The 14,880-nt window shown below is 70.6% G+C and carries 16 protein-coding genes; 7 read left to right on the top strand and 9 right to left on the bottom strand.

The features are described from left to right. Positions 1-197 precede the first annotated feature (197 nt). A complete protein-coding gene (locus DPQ65_RS02045; protein ID WP_114905720.1) occupies positions 198-911 on the top strand; it encodes a response regulator transcription factor in 714 nt (237 codons plus the stop codon). A 4-nt stretch (positions 912-915) separates the two neighbouring features. Next, positions 916-2,418 carry a sensor histidine kinase gene (locus DPQ65_RS02040; RefSeq protein WP_238146620.1) on the top strand — a complete coding sequence of 501 codons (1,503 nt, stop codon included), beginning with the start codon at positions 916-918 and terminating at the stop codon, positions 2,416-2,418. Here the strand turns inward: DPQ65_RS02040 and DPQ65_RS02035 are convergent. From DPQ65_RS02035 to DPQ65_RS02020, 4 genes are read right to left on the bottom strand one after another with little or no spacing between them, the layout of a single operon-like run. Continuing rightward, positions 2,306-3,619 carry an RNA polymerase sigma factor gene (locus tag DPQ65_RS02035; RefSeq protein WP_238146619.1) on the bottom strand — a complete coding sequence of 438 codons (1,314 nt, stop codon included), beginning with the start codon at positions 3,617-3,619 and terminating at the stop codon, positions 2,306-2,308. The two genes, DPQ65_RS02040 and DPQ65_RS02035, sit on opposite strands and share 113 nt — an antisense overlap. A 10-nt stretch (positions 3,620-3,629) precedes the next feature. Then, complete coding sequence (locus DPQ65_RS02030; RefSeq protein WP_114905719.1) at positions 3,630-3,977, bottom strand: YciI family protein; 348 nt, start codon at positions 3,975-3,977, stop codon at positions 3,630-3,632. Continuing rightward, positions 3,974-4,330: a YciI family protein gene (locus DPQ65_RS02025; protein ID WP_114905718.1), complete on the bottom strand. Its 357-nt coding sequence runs from the start codon at positions 4,328-4,330 to the stop codon at positions 3,974-3,976. The genes DPQ65_RS02030 and DPQ65_RS02025 overlap by 4 nt, the downstream gene beginning before the upstream one ends. Continuing rightward, a complete protein-coding gene (locus DPQ65_RS02020) occupies positions 4,327-4,710 on the bottom strand; it encodes a YciI family protein (protein ID WP_114905717.1) in 384 nt (127 codons plus the stop codon). Before DPQ65_RS02020 ends, DPQ65_RS02025 begins: the two co-directional genes overlap by 4 nt. Positions 4,711-4,944: 234 nt before the next feature. Here DPQ65_RS02020 and DPQ65_RS02015 point away from each other — a divergent pair, with 234 nt between their 5' ends. The 3 genes from DPQ65_RS02015 (at position 4,945) to DPQ65_RS02005 (ending at position 9,397) form a co-directional block, all read left to right on the top strand. Then, positions 4,945-6,084, top strand: coding sequence for a S1C family serine protease (locus tag DPQ65_RS02015; protein ID WP_114905716.1), 1,140 nt, complete (start codon positions 4,945-4,947; stop codon positions 6,082-6,084). An 85-nt stretch (positions 6,085-6,169) separates the two neighbouring features. Continuing rightward, positions 6,170-8,389 carry a HelD family protein gene (locus tag DPQ65_RS02010; protein WP_114905715.1) on the top strand — a complete coding sequence of 740 codons (2,220 nt, stop codon included), beginning with the start codon at positions 6,170-6,172 and terminating at the stop codon, positions 8,387-8,389. 243 nt (positions 8,390-8,632) lie between these two features. Beyond that, positions 8,633-9,397 (top strand): HD domain-containing protein, encoded by a 765-nt coding sequence (locus DPQ65_RS02005; protein WP_114905714.1) that lies wholly within the window; start codon positions 8,633-8,635, stop codon positions 9,395-9,397. A gap of 12 nt (positions 9,398-9,409) precedes the next feature. Here DPQ65_RS02005 and DPQ65_RS02000 read toward each other — a convergent pair whose 3' ends face one another. Genes DPQ65_RS02000 through DPQ65_RS01990 form a run of 3 tightly spaced genes read right to left on the bottom strand, consistent with a single transcriptional unit; the run spans position 9,410 to position 11,259 of the window. Then, positions 9,410-10,177: a DUF4031 domain-containing protein gene (locus DPQ65_RS02000; RefSeq protein ID WP_114905713.1), complete on the bottom strand. Its 768-nt coding sequence runs from the start codon at positions 10,175-10,177 to the stop codon at positions 9,410-9,412. A gap of 27 nt (positions 10,178-10,204) precedes the next feature. Next, positions 10,205-10,543: a YnfA family protein gene (locus DPQ65_RS01995; protein WP_114905712.1), complete on the bottom strand. Its 339-nt coding sequence runs from the start codon at positions 10,541-10,543 to the stop codon at positions 10,205-10,207. Continuing rightward, entirely contained in the window at positions 10,540-11,259 is a 720-nt protein-coding gene (locus DPQ65_RS01990; protein ID WP_114905711.1) for a helix-turn-helix transcriptional regulator, read from the bottom strand. Before DPQ65_RS01990 ends, DPQ65_RS01995 begins: the two co-directional genes overlap by 4 nt. An 80-nt stretch (positions 11,260-11,339) precedes the next feature. Here DPQ65_RS01990 and DPQ65_RS01985 point away from each other — a divergent pair, with 80 nt between their 5' ends. Continuing rightward, on the top strand, positions 11,340-12,104 hold the full coding sequence (locus tag DPQ65_RS01985) for an alpha/beta fold hydrolase (RefSeq protein WP_114905710.1): 765 nt from the start codon (positions 11,340-11,342) through the stop codon (positions 12,102-12,104). A 174-nt stretch (positions 12,105-12,278) separates the two neighbouring features. After that, on the top strand, positions 12,279-12,575 hold the full coding sequence (locus DPQ65_RS01980) for a WXG100 family type VII secretion target (protein ID WP_114905709.1): 297 nt from the start codon (positions 12,279-12,281) through the stop codon (positions 12,573-12,575). A 245-nt stretch (positions 12,576-12,820) separates the two neighbouring features. Here DPQ65_RS01980 and DPQ65_RS01975 read toward each other — a convergent pair whose 3' ends face one another. Together DPQ65_RS01975 and DPQ65_RS01970 are read right to left on the bottom strand one after the other, a co-directional pair. Beyond that, positions 12,821-14,203: an MFS transporter gene (locus DPQ65_RS01975; protein ID WP_202862970.1), complete on the bottom strand. Its 1,383-nt coding sequence runs from the start codon at positions 14,201-14,203 to the stop codon at positions 12,821-12,823. Further along, complete coding sequence (locus DPQ65_RS01970) at positions 14,200-14,829, bottom strand: winged helix-turn-helix domain-containing protein (protein ID WP_114905708.1); 630 nt, start codon at positions 14,827-14,829, stop codon at positions 14,200-14,202. The genes DPQ65_RS01975 and DPQ65_RS01970 overlap by 4 nt, the downstream gene beginning before the upstream one ends. Positions 14,830-14,880 lie beyond the last annotated feature (51 nt).

Here is a 14,880-nt window from a genome sequence, read left to right as displayed (position 1 = left end):
GTGGCGAGGACCCGCACGCCGACATCGACACCCACCCGTGGGGCCGGCTGGTCGACGTTCGGCTGGATGGGGCGCTGGATCAACACCCGGAACGCGACCACCAGTCGCGTGCCCTTCCGAGCTGGGTGGTGCGTCCAGGTTCACAGACCCCAGGGGTCTGTCAGGAAGTTCTCAGGGATCGGTCACACACTGGGGGGATGACTGCACCCGAGGCCACCCTGCTCGTTGTCGAGGACGAGACCAACATCCGTGAGCTGCTCACTACGAGCCTGAAGTTCGCGGGCTTCGAGGTCCATGCTGCACCGGATGGCGCCACGGCGATGCGGCTGGCCGAGGAGCACGAGATCGACCTGGCCGTGATGGACGTCATGTTGCCCGACATGGACGGTTTCACCGTCACCCGCCGGCTGCGCGATCACGGCCGCGACCTACCCGTCCTGTTCCTCACCGCACGGGACAGCCTGGACGACAAGGTCAAGGGGCTCACCGTTGGCGGTGACGACTACGTCACCAAACCGTTCAGCCTCGAGGAGGTCGTGGCCCGGATCCGGGCGGTGCTGCGCCGCACCCAGAACATCGAGCCCGAGGACGAGGAGACCACGCTGCGCGTGGCCGACCTGGAGCTCGACGAGGACCGCCACGAGGTCATCCGTGCGGGCCGCGTCATCGACGTCTCCCCCACGGAGTTCAAGCTGTTGCGCTATCTGATGCTCAACGCCAACCGGGTGTTGTCCAAGGCCCAGATCCTGGACCATGTCTGGGACTACGACTTCCGTGGTGAGATGGGGATCGTGGAGTCCTACATCTCCTACCTGCGCCGCAAGGTCGACACCGAGGGCGAGCCGCTGATCCACACCAAGCGGGGCGTCGGCTACGTCCTGCGGGAGCCCCGCGATCCCGAGAGCGCCTGACCCCGTGGGGTGGATCGGCTCCTCCCGCCGGTCTGCCGTCACGCGGCTGCACAACCTGTCGCTGACGGCGCGGTTGGTGACGGTGGTCGTGGCCCTGGTGCTGGTCGCCTATGTCATCACGACGGCGCTGACCGCGACCCTGCTGCGTGACTACCTGACGGACCGCACAGACAACGACCTGGATGCCTACATCACCCCGTTGACCCAGCAGGCCTGGTCACAGTTGAGCGGCCGACCCTCGGACGCCGTGGTGCCCCCCAATCCCTACTATCTGCGCATCACGGCGGCTGACGGATCAGCCGTCCAGTTCACGGCTCTGGACCGCGAGCAGGTCCCAGACATCGGGACGGTGCTGATAGATGACGAGCGCATCGGCGAGGGCCCTTTCACCGCCAGCTCCCAGGACGGCGACCTGGAGTGGCGGGTGCTGCTCAGCCCCTACTCCAGCGACAGCGGCAACGGCACGGTCGCCGTCGCCCTCCCACTGTCCCCTGTCACCAATACGGTCAAGCAGTTGCTCGTGCTGACGGCCGTCGTCGGCCTCACCACCCTGCTGGCCGTTGCCCTGCTGGGCTGGTTCGCGGTGCGACGAGCCTTCCGGCCGCTGACCCGCATCGAGGACACAGCGGCGGCGATCGCGACCGGCGACCTGACCCGACGCATCCCCGAGCGCCAGGCCAACGACGAGGTCGCCTCCCTGTCCGACTCACTCAACGCCATGCTCGCGCAGATCGAGCAGGCCTTCACGGTGCGCGAGGCCTCCGAGGCCCGCATGCGGCAGTTCGTGGCCGACGCCTCCCACGAACTGCGCACCCCACTGGCCACTGTCAAGGGCTATGCCGAGCTCTACCGCGTCGGTGGCGTGACCGATCCCGAGGATGTTGCCTCGGCCTTCCGACGGGTGGAGGACGAGTCCTCGCGCATGGCACGCCTCGTCGAGGACCTGCTGCTCCTCACCCGCCTCGACACCACCCCCCACCGCCCGCACGATGACGTCGACCTGATGGTCGTGGCCAACGACGTCGTGCAGGACGCCCGAGTGCGTGCCCCGGGACGCCCCATCGCGCTGCACCGCTACGGCACGGCCAACGGCTCGGTGATCGTCCCGGGTGACGACTTCGCGCTGCGTCAGGTGCTCACCAACCTCGTCGCCAACGCCGTCTCCCACACCCCGGCCGACAGTCCCGTGGATATCTTCGTGGGGCAGACCGACAGCAGGGCGGTGGTGGAGGTCGCAGACCACGGCCCCGGCATCTCTCCCGAGGCGGCGCAACGCGTCTTCGAGCGCTTCTACCGGGCGGACCCGTCTCGCACGCGCGGCCCCGGCCGGGGCGGTGGCACGGGCCTGGGACTGTCGATCGTGGCCTCGATCGTGGCCCGCCACGGCGGGGTCGTCAGCCACCGCCCGACCGCCGGCGGCGGCGCGACGTTCCGGGTGGAGCTGCCGCGCCAGGCACCTCGTGCGCCGGGCCCGACAGGTCAACCAGGCGACGGCGAAGATAACTGAGCTCGGTCTCGTTGCGACACAGGGTGAGCGCCTCCTCGTAGGCCGTCCGCGCCTGGTCCACCCTTCCCGCTCTGACCAGGAGCTCGGCGCGGACTGCCGCTGGGCGGTGGCTGCCCGGCACGCTCACCGACTCCAGCGCCGCCAGTCCGGCCTCCGGCCCCTGCGCCTCAGCCAGCGCGACGGCCCGGGCCACCCGTGCCGCGGGGGTGGGCGCGATCTGCAGGAGCAGATCGTAGTGCCGCACGATCCGGTCCCACCGAGTGTTGGAGGCTGTCTCGACCGTGGCGTGCTCGGCCGCGATCCGGGCCTGCAGCACATAGGCAGCGCCCTGTGGTGTCATTCTCCGCGCGGGCCCCAGCGAGCGCAGCAGGCCGAGCGCCTCGGTGATGTCGTCGCGGTGCCACCGGGTCCGGTCCTGGTCCGCCAGGAGCACCAGTTGACCGTCGGCTCCGGCCCGGGCGTCCCGGCGGGAGTGCTGCAGGAGCATCAGGGCGAGCAGCGCGATGAGCACGGGTTCGGTGGGACGTTGCGCCAGCACCACCCGCACCAGGCGGATGGACTCCCCGGCCAGATCGGCCCGCAGGAGGTCGGGACCGCTGCCGGGGGCGTAGCCGGCGGTGAAGGCGAGATAAGCCGTTTGCGCCACGGTGTCGAGCCGATCCGGGAGGGCATCGGCGCGGGGCACGGCGAACGGGATGCCGGCCGCAACGATCTTCTTCTTGGCCCGAGTGATTCGGGCCGCCATGGTGGACTCCGACACGAGGAAGAGCCGGGCGACGTCATAGGTGCTCACGCCCAGGACGAGCCGCAGCGCCAGGGCGCTGGCCGCCTCGGCACCGAGCGCCGGGTGCGTGCACATCAGGACCAATCGCAGCAGGTCATCCTCGACCAGGTCGCCGGTGTCGGCCATCGCCGTCGCCCGTTCCTGCCCGCGCTCGGCCTCGGTCACCAGCAGCGGGGCCCTGCGCTGCCGCATCGCCTCGGCCCGCAACCGGTCCAGGAGCCGGCGACTGGCCGCCCGATTGAGCCAGCCCGCCGGGTTGTCCGGCACACCATCTGCCGGCCAGGTGCGTGCCGCGGCCTCGACGGCGTCGCCGAGGGCATCCTCGACCAGGTCCAGCCGACGGTAGCGCGCGAGGAGCAGGGCGACCAGCCGCCCCCACTCCTCGCGCACCACCTGCTCGAGCGCTTCCCCACTCATCCGATCAGGCTCATGTGATGGCGATGACCGGCCGGATCTCGAGGGAGTAGGACGGCGGCAGCAGCTGCACCGCCTCGATGGCGGTGTCCAGGTCTGGCAGCTCGACCTCGTAGTAGCCGCCGATCATCTCGGCGGCCTCGGCGAACGGACCGTCGGAGACCACGACCTCACCGTCGATATGGCGCACCGTCGTCGCCGTGTCGGTGTCATCCAGGGCCGCGCTCGCCAGCTCACGACCGTGCTCGGCGACGAAGGCGGAGAACGCCCCGTGCTGCTCGAAGAAGGTGGCACGTACCTCTTCCGAGGCGCTACTCCAGTCCCACGGCTCGTAGGCGATCAGGACCAGATAGCGCCTCACGGCGTCATCTCCTCCACCGGGTTGATCTGCATGTCGTATGCCGGGAGCTCACGTAGCAACTCGACCAGGACATCGCGGTCGGGCACCTCGATCAGATAGAAACCACCGAGACCCTCAACGGCCTCGGCATACGGTCCGTCGGTCACGGCGATCTGGCCCTCGACGGTGCGCACCGTGGCGGCGGCCACCCCGTCCTGCAGTGCCTCACCGGCCAGGATGCGCACCCCCTCGCGGGCGGCACACGCCTCATCGAAGGCCCCGAACTTCGCCATCGTCTCGGTCTGTTCCTCAGGCGTCAACTGCTCCCACGGCTTCTCTGCACCGTCGGCGAGGAGGAGGACGACGTACTTCATGAGGCCTGCTCCCCCGCTGAGGCCGCACGGTCCTCCGGCGACACTGTCCGCCGGATCTCGACGGTGTCGCCCAGGGCCGCGATGATCCTGCAGCACTCGGTCAGGTCGTCCAGGTTGTCGGTCTCGACCAGGTAGAAGCCACCCACCTGCTCGGCCGTCTCGGTGAACGGTCCGTCCGTGATGCTCTGACCACCCGGGTGAACCCTGCGGGCCTCCGTCGTCGGGTGCAGCTCTGCTCCACCGGTGATCCGGTGGCCCCGCCTCGTGAGCTCCTCGCCGAAGCGGGTGTACTCCGCGTAGCCGTCCTCGCGCTCCTGTCGGCTCATCGTGGACCACCACCGGTCAGCGTCCCCCACGATCACCACCATGTATTCGGTCATGCCTTGATCCTCTCTGCTCGGGGCCGACACCGCTCGTCGGCCCGGGCCGCGGTCGCGACCTCACCCCCATGACGGACGAACCCGCCCCACATCGACACCACCCCGGCCCTCCGGTTCAACACGAGGGAGCGTTCACAGGGAATGCGCAGCACTGTCCCAGCCTCCTCCGATGTCCGTGTAGTTCCCTAGGACTATCCCCACGGGGCCCTTTGCACGCGATGAAGGAGCAGGACGATGAGCAAGACGAACGCGACCATCTGGACCCAGGTCACGGCGGTGGGTCTGCTCTCGGCGATCCTCGCCTCGGGTGGGACGTATGCCGTGGTGCAGGCCAGTGAGGACGAGCAGCCAGTCGTCCTGGACGCCGCGGCGAACACGTCGAACCCCAGCGCGAGCCAGGCGTCCTACTCCCCGACCACCGACTGGGGCGGCGTGGCCTCCAACGTCACCCCCAGTGTCGTCGCGATCAGCGTCCAGTCCGGCGCCGGTGGCGGCGCGGGCTCCGGCGTCGTGTGGGACGAGGAGGGACACATCGTCACCAACGCCCATGTGGTCGCGGGGGCCGAGCAGGTCCAGGTCACGCTGGCCGACGGCCGCTCCTATGATGCGGAGGTCGCCGGGAGCGACCCGTCCACCGACCTCGCCGTGCTCACCCTCGCGACCCCACCGGACGACCTGCACCCGATCTCGGTCGGCGACGACGAGAACCTTGCCGTCGGGGACCCGGTCATGGCCATCGGCAACCCCCTGGGCCTCAGCGGCACCGTGACCACCGGCATCGTCAGCGCGCTGGACCGCCCCGTCACGACGGAGGCCGCGAACGAGGGCGGCGCCCAGCCGGGTGCCATGCAACAGGCCGAACCGGTCGTGACCAACGCCATCCAGACCAGCGCCGCCATCAACCCGGGCAACTCCGGCGGCGCCCTGGTGGACGGCAACGGCGCACTGATCGGCATCAACTCCTCCATCGCCACCATGGGCAGCGCCATGGGCGGACAGGGCGGGAACATCGGCATCGGTTTCGCGATCCCGGTCGGCGAGGTCTCCTCGATCGTCGGCCAGCTCATCGAGGACGGCACCGCGGAGCACGCCTTCCTCGGCGTTGGCATCACCGACGCCGAGGCCGAGCAGGACGGCGCCACCCTGCACGCCGCAGGCATCAGCAAGGTGGAGCCGGGCTCCCCCGCCGACAAGGCCGGCCTCCAGGAGGGAGATGCGGTCACCCAGATCGACGGCGAGCGGGTCAACGGTTCCCTGGCACTGGTCGCCCAGGTCCGCCAGCGCACCGCGGGCGACGAGATCGAGCTGACCTACATCCGCGACGGCTCGAAGGACACGATGACCGTGACCCTCGACGCCCGGGCGGACAACTAACACCGCCCAGCCCCTGTTCTGGCCACCTCGAATCGGTTAGGGTCGCTTTCTCCCCGTCCCCCCTCCGATTCGAGGTGGCCACCCCATGCCCAAGCACGCCCACCCTCCAGATACGGGGGCGGACCCTGCCGCCCCACTCCGGCACGCGACCGACCCCGAGCTGGCCAGTGAACAGGACTACCTGACCCTCGCCCGAGGCGAGATGGCCCGCATGCGCGAGCACACCCTCGGTCTCCAGGCCCAGGCCGGCGACAAGATCGCCGGTGAGTACCTCGCCTACACCCTCTGGCGGCGCGCCCAGTCACTCCAGGACGACCCGACCAGCACCCTGTTCTTCGGTCGCATCGACACCGGCGCCGGCGGACCTCATGAGCCCGAGCGGCACTACATCGGCCGACGCCACATCTCTGACGCCGAGGGAGAGCCGGTCGTGGTCGACTGGCGCGCTGACGTCTCCACCCCCTTTTACCGGGCCTCACCGCGCGAGCCGATGGGAGTCACCCTGCGCCGCCGGTTCGGGGTCGACCGCGGCCAGCTGACGGCATACGAGGACGAGCACCTCACCGCACCGCGGGTGGGCGACGTCGCCGACACCGGGCACAGCGAGATCCTGGCGCGGGAGATCGAGCGGCCCCGCTCCGGTCCGATGCGCGACATCGTGGCGACCATCCAACCCGAGCAGGACGAGATCGTGCGCGCCGACGTCGGGACCACCATCTGCGTGCAGGGCGCCCCGGGGACGGGCAAGACCGCGGTGGGCCTGCACCGGGCCGCCTGGTTGCTGTACTCCTTCCGCGACCGCCTCTCCCGCACCGGCGTGCTCGTCATCGGCCCCAACCGGGCCTTCCTCGAGCACGTCGGAGCGGTGCTGCCGACCCTCGGGGAGATCGAGGTCGGGCACACGACGGTGGAGGAGCTCACCGGGCGCTCGCGCGGGACCGAGTCGGCAGGGGTGGCCACCCTCAAGGGAGACGCCCGCCTCGCGCAGGTGCTCCACCGAGCGGTCTGGGCACGGGTGCAGCGCGCCAGCGAGTCGCTGATCGTCCCGCGTGGCTCTCGTCGCTGGAGGGTGCCGGAGTTCGACGTCCAGGAGATCCTCGACGAGCTCGTCTCGCGGGGCGTCCGCTATGAGGCGGCCCGGGAGATGCTGCCGCGTCGCCTCGCGCACGCCGTGCTGGTCCGGATGGAGCGGTCCGGCGACACCCCGGACGATCGGGTGCAGGACGCGGTGGCGCGCAGCAAACCGGTGAAGGACTGCGCCAAGGTGCTCTGGCCCGCCCTCGACCCGGCAGCGGTGCTGTTCGGGCTGTGGTCGGACGCGCAGTCACTGGCCGCAGCCGCGGACGGCATCCTGACCGAGGAGGAGCAGCGGATCCTGCTGTGGGACAAAGCGCCCCGGAGCAAGGGTGCGGCCCGCTGGACGCCTGCCGACACGGTGCTGCTGGACGAGATCGGCGACATCCTGGAGCGCACGAGCAGCCTGGGGCACATCATCCTGGACGAGGCGCAGGACCTGTCCCCGATGCAGCTGCGGGCCGTGGGGCGACGCGCGTCGACCGGCTCGCTCACCGTGCTCGGTGACCTCGCCCAGGGCACCACGCCGTGGGCCACCAGGTCGTGGGCCGAGTCACTGGAGCATCTCGGCAAGGAGGGCTCTCACCTGGAGGAGCTCACCCGCGGGTTCCGGGTGCCAGCCTCGGTGATCGAGTATGCCGCTCGCCTCCTCCCACAGATTGCGCCCGGTCTCGCGCTGCCCGAGTCGGTCCGGTCCAACCGGGGTCGGCTGGAGCTGGTGCCCGCCGGCGGTGAGCTGCTCCCGGCGACGGTGACCGCCGTCCGCTCGGCACTCGACGGCGCCCCGGGCACGGTGGGCGTCATCGTGGCCGATGCCGACCTCGCTGCGGTGGCCGGGGTGCTGCAGGCGACCGCCGTCGAGCACACGCTCCTGGGTGGTGTGACCCCCGTTCCAGAGGCTGCTGCCCCCACTGGTGCCCCGGCCAAGGCTCTGGACAAGGCACTGGACAGGGGCTCGGGCAAGAGGTCGGACAAGGGCACCGACCATGCACCGGACGCAGACTCGGCCGGCCTCCACGAGCCGCGCGTCCAACTGGTCCCGGCCACCCTGGCCAAGGGCCTGGAGTTCGACCAGGTCGTCGTGGTGGAACCGGCCGCGATCGTCGCCGCGGAGCCGGACGAGCGGACTGGCTTGCGCCGGCTCTACGTCGTGCTGACCCGCGCCGTCTCCGGCCTCACCGTCGTGCACGACGACCCGCTCCCGGCACGTCTGGGCGCGGACCAGCCCTGACCGCCCGCACCGCTAGCCGCCGCCTCCTAGCCGCCCGCAGCCCTTAACCCTCAGCCCCTAGCTGCCCGCAGCCCCAGCTGCCCGCCGCCCCATCCCCCCGCCGCCCCAGCTGCCCGCAGCCCCATCCGCCCCTGGCCCGCCTCACCGGCGTGTCGCGCACGGTGCACCCATCGCTGCGGCGTGTCGCGCGCTGGAACGCAGGTCCGGCACTACCGATCCGGCGCCAGCGGGCAGACTGGTGCTGTGACCGACGAGCCATCGCACCAGCCCGACGATCCGCACCTCCAGCCCGACCAGCCGCAGCACCGGCCCGATGAGCAGCACGAGCAGCAGGAGTCGCAGTTACTGGCCTCGTGGCACGCGGACCTGCGGGTCCTCGCCCCGGAGGCACCAGAGCGACTCCGCACCGCCGAGGTGGACCTGCTCCTGGCTCGGTGGTCCGAGCCGCAGCGGCGCTATCACACGGTGCAGCACCTGGCCGAGGTGATCGCGGCGATCGAAGAGCTGGCGACGGCCGGGGAGGTGGACACCGTCGGCGCCCGGCTGGCGCGGGTCGCAGGGTGGTATCACGACGCCGTCTACGACGCCCGTGCCGAGGGCGGCAGCAACGAGCACCGCAGTGCCGCCCTGGCGCGCGACCACCTCAACTCCCTGGGCGTCGCACGCGGCAACGTGGACGTGGTCGATTCCCTGGTGCTGATGACCCTGGACCACGACGCGGACGGTGCGGGCTCCGTCCTAGCCAGCCGTCGGCATACCGTGTCGGTGGTGCACGACGCGGACCTGTGGATCCTGTCCGCACCGGCCGAGCGCTACGCGGAGTACGCCGCTCAGGTGCGTGCGGAGTATGCCCACGTGCCGGACGACCTGTTCGTGCAGGGACGATCCTCGATCCTGGCTGAGTTCGCCCAGCGCGAGCAGCTGTATCGGACCACCCACGCGCGCACCACGTGGCAGGCCAGGGCGCGCAGGAACCTGGCTGCTGAGCTCACCGCCCTGCGGCGCTAGCGCCAGTCGGGCTCACGGCCGGGATAGGAAGCGCTCCACGAGGGGCCACCACGGCTCACCGGCGCAGCGCTGCAGCAGCGGGGCCCGGTCGACCCACTCGGCCGCGACGACGTCGGCGGCCTGCGGGACAACGGGCAGCCGCTCACCGACCCGCGCCCCGAACACGGCGATGTGGTTGTCACCGGCTCTCCACGGCCCACGCTGGTGCCCCTCGGCAATCGTGATCCGCTCATAGCCAACCGGCACCAGCCGTGCCGGGTCGAGCCGCAGGCCGGTCTCCTCTGCGATCTCCCGGACCGCGGCCTCCCGAGGTGCCTCCCCCTCCTCACGCTTGCCTCCTGGCGGGGTCCAGACCTCCCGTCCGTTGCTGCGCACCAGCACCATCCAGTCGGAGGGGTCGGCCACCAGGACGACGGAGGCACCGGCGGTGGCCGGGGGCTCGTGCGGTGATCCGACGACGTCGAGCACGTGCGGTCCACCGATCGCGGCCAGCCCGTCGACGACGCGCGCCAGGGGCCGCTCCCCCTTCCGCTTGCGGAACCGGAGCCCGCTGGCGCTGAGGACACGCGCCAGCTCACGGTTGCCGACCGGGACGGCCCCGGCCGCGACCACCTCGCTGTGCCGTTCGTCGGGCACGTCATAGTGGTCGCCCTCGAAGGAACGCTGCGGGATCCCGGCCTCCCGCGCGAAGGCATGCAGTTCCTCCAGCGAGGTGTCACTGATGACGTGCGACCAGAGGTGCCCATGGGCGGGCCAGGTCGGCGGATCGATCAGGATCACGCGGGTCTCCGTCCTCGGTGCCGCGGCTCAGGCCACCGCGCGCGGGGCATACATGATGACCGCCACGCCGGCGAGGCAGATGAGGGCACCGACGACGTCGTAACGATCGGGCCGGAAGCCGTCCACGACCACGCCCCAGGCCAGCGACCCGGCCACGAAGACCCCTCCGTATGCCGCGAGGATCCGTCCGAAGTTCGCGTCCGGTTGGAGGGTGGCCACCACCCCGTAGAGACCGAGGCCGATCACCCCGAGCCCGATCCACAGCCACCCCCGGTGCTCCCGGATGCCCTGCCAGACCAGCCAGGCACCCCCGATCTCCAGGAAGGCGGCCAGGGCGAAGAGCAGCAACGAGCGCGTGGTGGTCATCGGGGTGAGCGTAGTCCCTCGACCTCGCCCGGTCCGACGGCGCGGGCGGACGCTGGGGGCTGACCGATCTCGCTGATGTCGTGACCTGTGCACGGCGTCCGGGTTGTCGTCGCACGACTGATCCGGGACAGGTCGAACCAGCGCACCGCGTCGCGGAGTCGGCACCATCCGATCAGGAACCAGCGACCCGAGGTCTGCGCGAGGATCATCGGCTCGACCTCGCGGTCGGTGGTTGCTCCGTCCGCGGCCACGTAGCGGATCCGCACCGTGTGCTGGTCAGCGAGTGCCTGCTCGCACGCAGACCGGATGCGGCGTGGTGTGACCGGCGGGTGGTCGACCCACAGCCGTCCCGTCAGGGCCTCGGCGCGACGTCGGGTCGCTGGGTCGAGCACATCCAGCACCTTGCGGACCGCCGCCTGTGCCGCGTCGTCGAAGGGCGCGCCCTCAGCCACAGCGCATGCGGCCAGGAGCGCCAGGGCCTGGGTGGCGTCCAGGTTGATGGGTGGGAGCGCTGCTCGCTCGGTGAGGCCGTAGCCGCCGCCCGGTCCCGGGCGGCTCCAGACCGGCAGGCCGGAGCTGGCCAGGGCACCCAGGTCGCGCTTGATGGTTCGCGTGGTGACGCCGAACTCCAGGGCGAGGTCACTGGCCGACCGACCCCGGGGACCAGTGCGACGCAGCGCCTCGGTCAGCGCGTGCAGGCGTTCAGTGCGGCGCATGCTCGATCGCCTCCGCATCGGGAAATTGGTGTCACCAATAGTGACATGCGGTTGACCTCCGCCCGCATCAGCCTGGCCTCATGAACACACCACACACGTCGACAACCCCGACCACGATGACACCCAGCCTCGTCCTGGTTCCCGGCTTCTGGCTCGGCGCGTGGGCCTGGGACGAGGTCGGCGCCGAGCTCGCCGACCGAGGCTTCCCGGCCCAAGCCGTGACCCTGCCTGGCCGTGAGCCGGGACAAGGGGACCCCACCACCACCATTGAGGACCAGGCCGACGGACTCGCCGCGGTTGTGGCCGAGGCAGGCCGAGCGGGGCCGGTGGTCCTGGTGGCCCACAGCGGCGGCAACCTCGCCACCTCGGTGGCCCTGGACCGGGACCCTGCGATGGTCTCTCGGGTGATCTACGTGGACAGCGGCCCGGCCGCCGACGGGCTCGTCTACGACCCCACCGCGCAGGGCGAGCGGTCGGTGCCGCTCCCGCCCTTCGACGTTCTCGGCGAGACGGCCTCGTTGGCCGGCCTCTCAACGTCACATCTTGACCGCTTCCGAGAGCGCGCCGTGCCCGAGCCCGGACCGGTGGTCGGCCGCCCGATCCGCCTGGACAACGACGCGCGGCTCCGGGTGCCGACCACGCTGATCTGTTCCTCGATCTCGGCCCAGGAGATCCTTCGGTTGGCTCGAGACGGGCATCCGTTGATGACTGAGGTCAACCGGCTGGAGGACCTGACGACCGTTGACCTCCCCACAGGCCACTGGCCCATGTGGAGCCAGCCTGTCGAGTTGGCCTGCGCGATCGCGGATGCCGCGACCGCAGGTGTGTCGACCGGGCAGAACTGAGCGCCCGCACGGCTCTGCCGGTTCCCACCCGCCACCCGGCTCCTGGCGACTGCCCGCAGTGCCCGCTGATCGACCCTTGTGGACAACTTCTGCGGGACCTGGACGATCCCGCCTACCTTCCATAGGCATCGGTCCGACCGCACGGGTCGGGCCACCCGAGGAAGGGGAGGGACCATGAGCAACACCTTTGCGGTCGACACCGCCCGGATCACCGCGGCATCGGGCGACATCCAGCGAATCTCGGCACAGATCGAGGGAGACGTGCGCGCGATGATGGCGCGCCTCAACGGGCTGCAGGACTGCTGGCGCGGCGCCGCGGCCGGCAACTTCGCCAACATCACCCAGCGGTGGAGTGCGACGCAGGAGCAGGTCCGCGCCTCGTTGCAGGAGATCTCGGTGGCGCTGAAGACCGCCGGTGAGGACTACGACCTGGTGGAGCAGGCCAACCGGCAGCGGTTCACGGCCCAGTGAGCGCCGGGCACCCGGCATGTGTGAGGTGCCGGGTGCCGCGGTGGTCGTCCCCACGCCGACCACCCGTATGCGGAGCGCTCCCCTGATCGCGCGCCACACCTGACCGCGGCATCACTAGCTCTGACCTGCTCCCCGCAGACGGCGGGCAGCGCCCTGGAGTGGGGGCGCTGCCCGCGCCGGGCGTTCTGCGACTCACGGTCGCGGGTCACGTCACACCAATTGCGGGTCGCGGAGTCGGCCGTGGGTCACACCACATCGCGGGCGGAGTCCTCCACGGGGCCCTGTGCCTGTTCGGCCTGGGCCGCGGCTTCCTGAGCCTCCTCGATCTTGCGGGTGTTGAGGCGCGGCAGGGCCACGATCAGCATCAGCATCGTGGCGGCGCCGGCGATCAGGAAGGGCATCCGCAGGGCCCACTCGCGGCCGAGGAACGGCTCGCCCGTCGAGACCAGGACGCCCCCGAGCAGGGTGCCGATCGAGATGGTGCCCCAGCCGAAGAAGCGATAGACCGAGTTGACGCGGCCGAGCAGGTGATCCGGGATGATCCGCTGCCGCAGCGACACGGTGATGACGTTCCAGAGCACGACGAACAGGCCGCTGACCACACCCATCACCCACACGACCGCCGCCGAGGACGTCAGTCCGATGACGATCATCGTCACCCCCATGCCGATGATCGAGACGAACAGGCTCGTGCCCGGACTCAGGCGGGCCGAGATCCGGTCCGCCACCAGCGAGCCGAAGACCGCGCCGACCGCCGTGCCGGTGATGACCAGGCCGAACTGCCAGCCCTCGTAGAGGCCCAGGATCTCCTGGACGAAGAGCACCATGATGATCATCGACAGCGCCGAGAGCATGTTCATCACACCGAGGACGATCGCCAGTGCCCGCAGGAGGTGGTTGTTCCACAGCCAGCGGAACCCCTCCCCCATCTCGGCGCGCCACTGGATCTTGCCGCTGGTGCTCTGCCCCTTGGGCAGGAAGGTGCCGGTGAGCCCGAAGATCAGGGCGGCGCCGACCGCCAGCAGCCCGGCGTTCAGGAAGAACGGGAGGGCCAGGGCGACCGCGATGATGACACCACCCAGCGGTGGGCCCACGAAGTTGTTCATCGCCGTCTCGGCTCCCCACAGCCGGCCGTTGGCCCGCTCCAGCTGAGGCTTGTCGACGACGGAGGCCATGAGCGTCTGGGCCGCGTTGTCCCGGACGACCTCGGCGAAGCCCAGCAACAGCGCCGCCAGACAGAGCGCACCGAGCAGCAGTCCGCCGTTGTCCGGCGCCGGGACGGTGCCGGCGGCGAGTTGCTCGGGGGTGGGCAGACCGTCCTGGTTGAGCAGCACGAGCACGGCGAAGCCGGCGATGATCACGACCCGCAGGACGTCCATCCAGGCCACCAGGACCCGCCGGTCGAACCGGTCGGTGATGACCCCGGCCGGCAGCGAGAAGAGCAGCCACGGCAACCGGGAAGCGAGCCCGACCAGGGCGATCAGCGTTGGGTCCCGGGTCAGGGCCGAGGCGAGCCAGACCACGGCAACGGCCATCAGGCCGTCACCGAGGTTGGTCATCGTTGAGGCGGTGAACAGTTTCCAGTAGTTGGCGCCCAGTGGTGCGGGGCGATTCCGGTGCTGGGTCACGCCCCCTCGCCCCCTCGGTCCGGCAGCGCGGCGAGCGAGCTGGGGAAGATTCCGTACACCACGGCATACGTCGTGTCCCCTGCCCGCGGTTCGTCGGCGAACTCCACCAGCAGTCGCGCCAGGCGGTCACGGAACTCCCGGGCGCGTTCTGCGGGCACCCGGACGTCCCGGCGGTTGACGTCCATGAAGGGGTCCTCCTGCGCGCTCGCCTCGAGCCGGCCCACCTCCGCGGCCGACCGCTCCAGCAGTCGTTGGGCGTCCCCCGCCTCCAGGGTCTGGTAGTAGAAGATCCGGGCCGTGCGGCCCCAGTACTTCGCCTCGAGCGCCCGCACCTTCTCGGTCCGCACCACGCGAACCAGCCCGGCGTCGGCCAGCACCTGCATGTGGTGCCCGATCGTGCCCTTGGGCTTGTCGAGCACCCCTGCCAGCTCGGAGACCGTGGCAGCTCGCTCGTTGAGGAGCGTGATGATCGCCTGCCGGGTGTCCTCGAAGAGCGCGCGATACTGCGCCGGGTCCTCGAGAGTGAGTGCGTCGGGCAGGTCGTAGTCCGGGAACTGTCGCGCGGGCACCGCGTCACCCGCGGGCGGGTCGACGAGAAGGTCGGGAGATCCCGTTTGGTCGGTCATAGTCGAATGGTCGGTTATTCCCGACCATTCTGTCAAGTGTCGACCGTGGCC

It is taken from the genome of Ornithinimicrobium murale, from assembly GCF_003352835.1.
Taxonomy (GTDB): Bacteria; Actinomycetota; Actinomycetes; order Actinomycetales; family Dermatophilaceae; genus Ornithinicoccus; species Ornithinicoccus muralis.
The sequence above is the reverse complement of the archived record's forward strand: the minus strand, read 5'-3'. Positions and strand labels throughout refer to the sequence as shown.

What these genes read in the sequence shown, in the direction of transcription:
- DPQ65_RS02025 (WP_114905718.1), bottom strand. Translation starts at nt 4,330, where the DNA reads ATGAAGTACGTCGTCCTCCTCCTCGCCGACGGTGCAGAGAAGCCGTGG.
- DPQ65_RS02010 (WP_114905715.1), top strand. Translation starts at nt 6,170, where the DNA reads ATGCCCAAGCACGCCCACCCTCCAGATACGGGGGCGGACCCTGCCGCC.
- DPQ65_RS02020 (WP_114905717.1), bottom strand. Translation starts at nt 4,710, where the DNA reads ATGACCGAATACATGGTGGTGATCGTGGGGGACGCTGACCGGTGGTGG.
- DPQ65_RS01970 (WP_114905708.1), bottom strand. Translation starts at nt 14,829, where the DNA reads ATGACCGACCAAACGGGATCTCCCGACCTTCTCGTCGACCCGCCCGCG.
- DPQ65_RS01980 (WP_114905709.1), top strand. Translation starts at nt 12,279, where the DNA reads ATGAGCAACACCTTTGCGGTCGACACCGCCCGGATCACCGCGGCATCG.
- DPQ65_RS01995 (WP_114905712.1), bottom strand. Translation starts at nt 10,543, where the DNA reads ATGACCACCACGCGCTCGTTGCTGCTCTTCGCCCTGGCCGCCTTCCTG.
- DPQ65_RS02015 (WP_114905716.1), top strand. Translation starts at nt 4,945, where the DNA reads ATGAGCAAGACGAACGCGACCATCTGGACCCAGGTCACGGCGGTGGGT.
- DPQ65_RS01990 (WP_114905711.1), bottom strand. Translation starts at nt 11,259, where the DNA reads ATGCGCCGCACTGAACGCCTGCACGCGCTGACCGAGGCGCTGCGTCGC.
- DPQ65_RS01985 (WP_114905710.1), top strand. Translation starts at nt 11,340, where the DNA reads ATGAACACACCACACACGTCGACAACCCCGACCACGATGACACCCAGC.
- DPQ65_RS02035 (WP_238146619.1), bottom strand. Translation starts at nt 3,619, where the DNA reads ATGAGTGGGGAAGCGCTCGAGCAGGTGGTGCGCGAGGAGTGGGGGCGG.
- DPQ65_RS02045 (WP_114905720.1), top strand. Translation starts at nt 198, where the DNA reads ATGACTGCACCCGAGGCCACCCTGCTCGTTGTCGAGGACGAGACCAAC.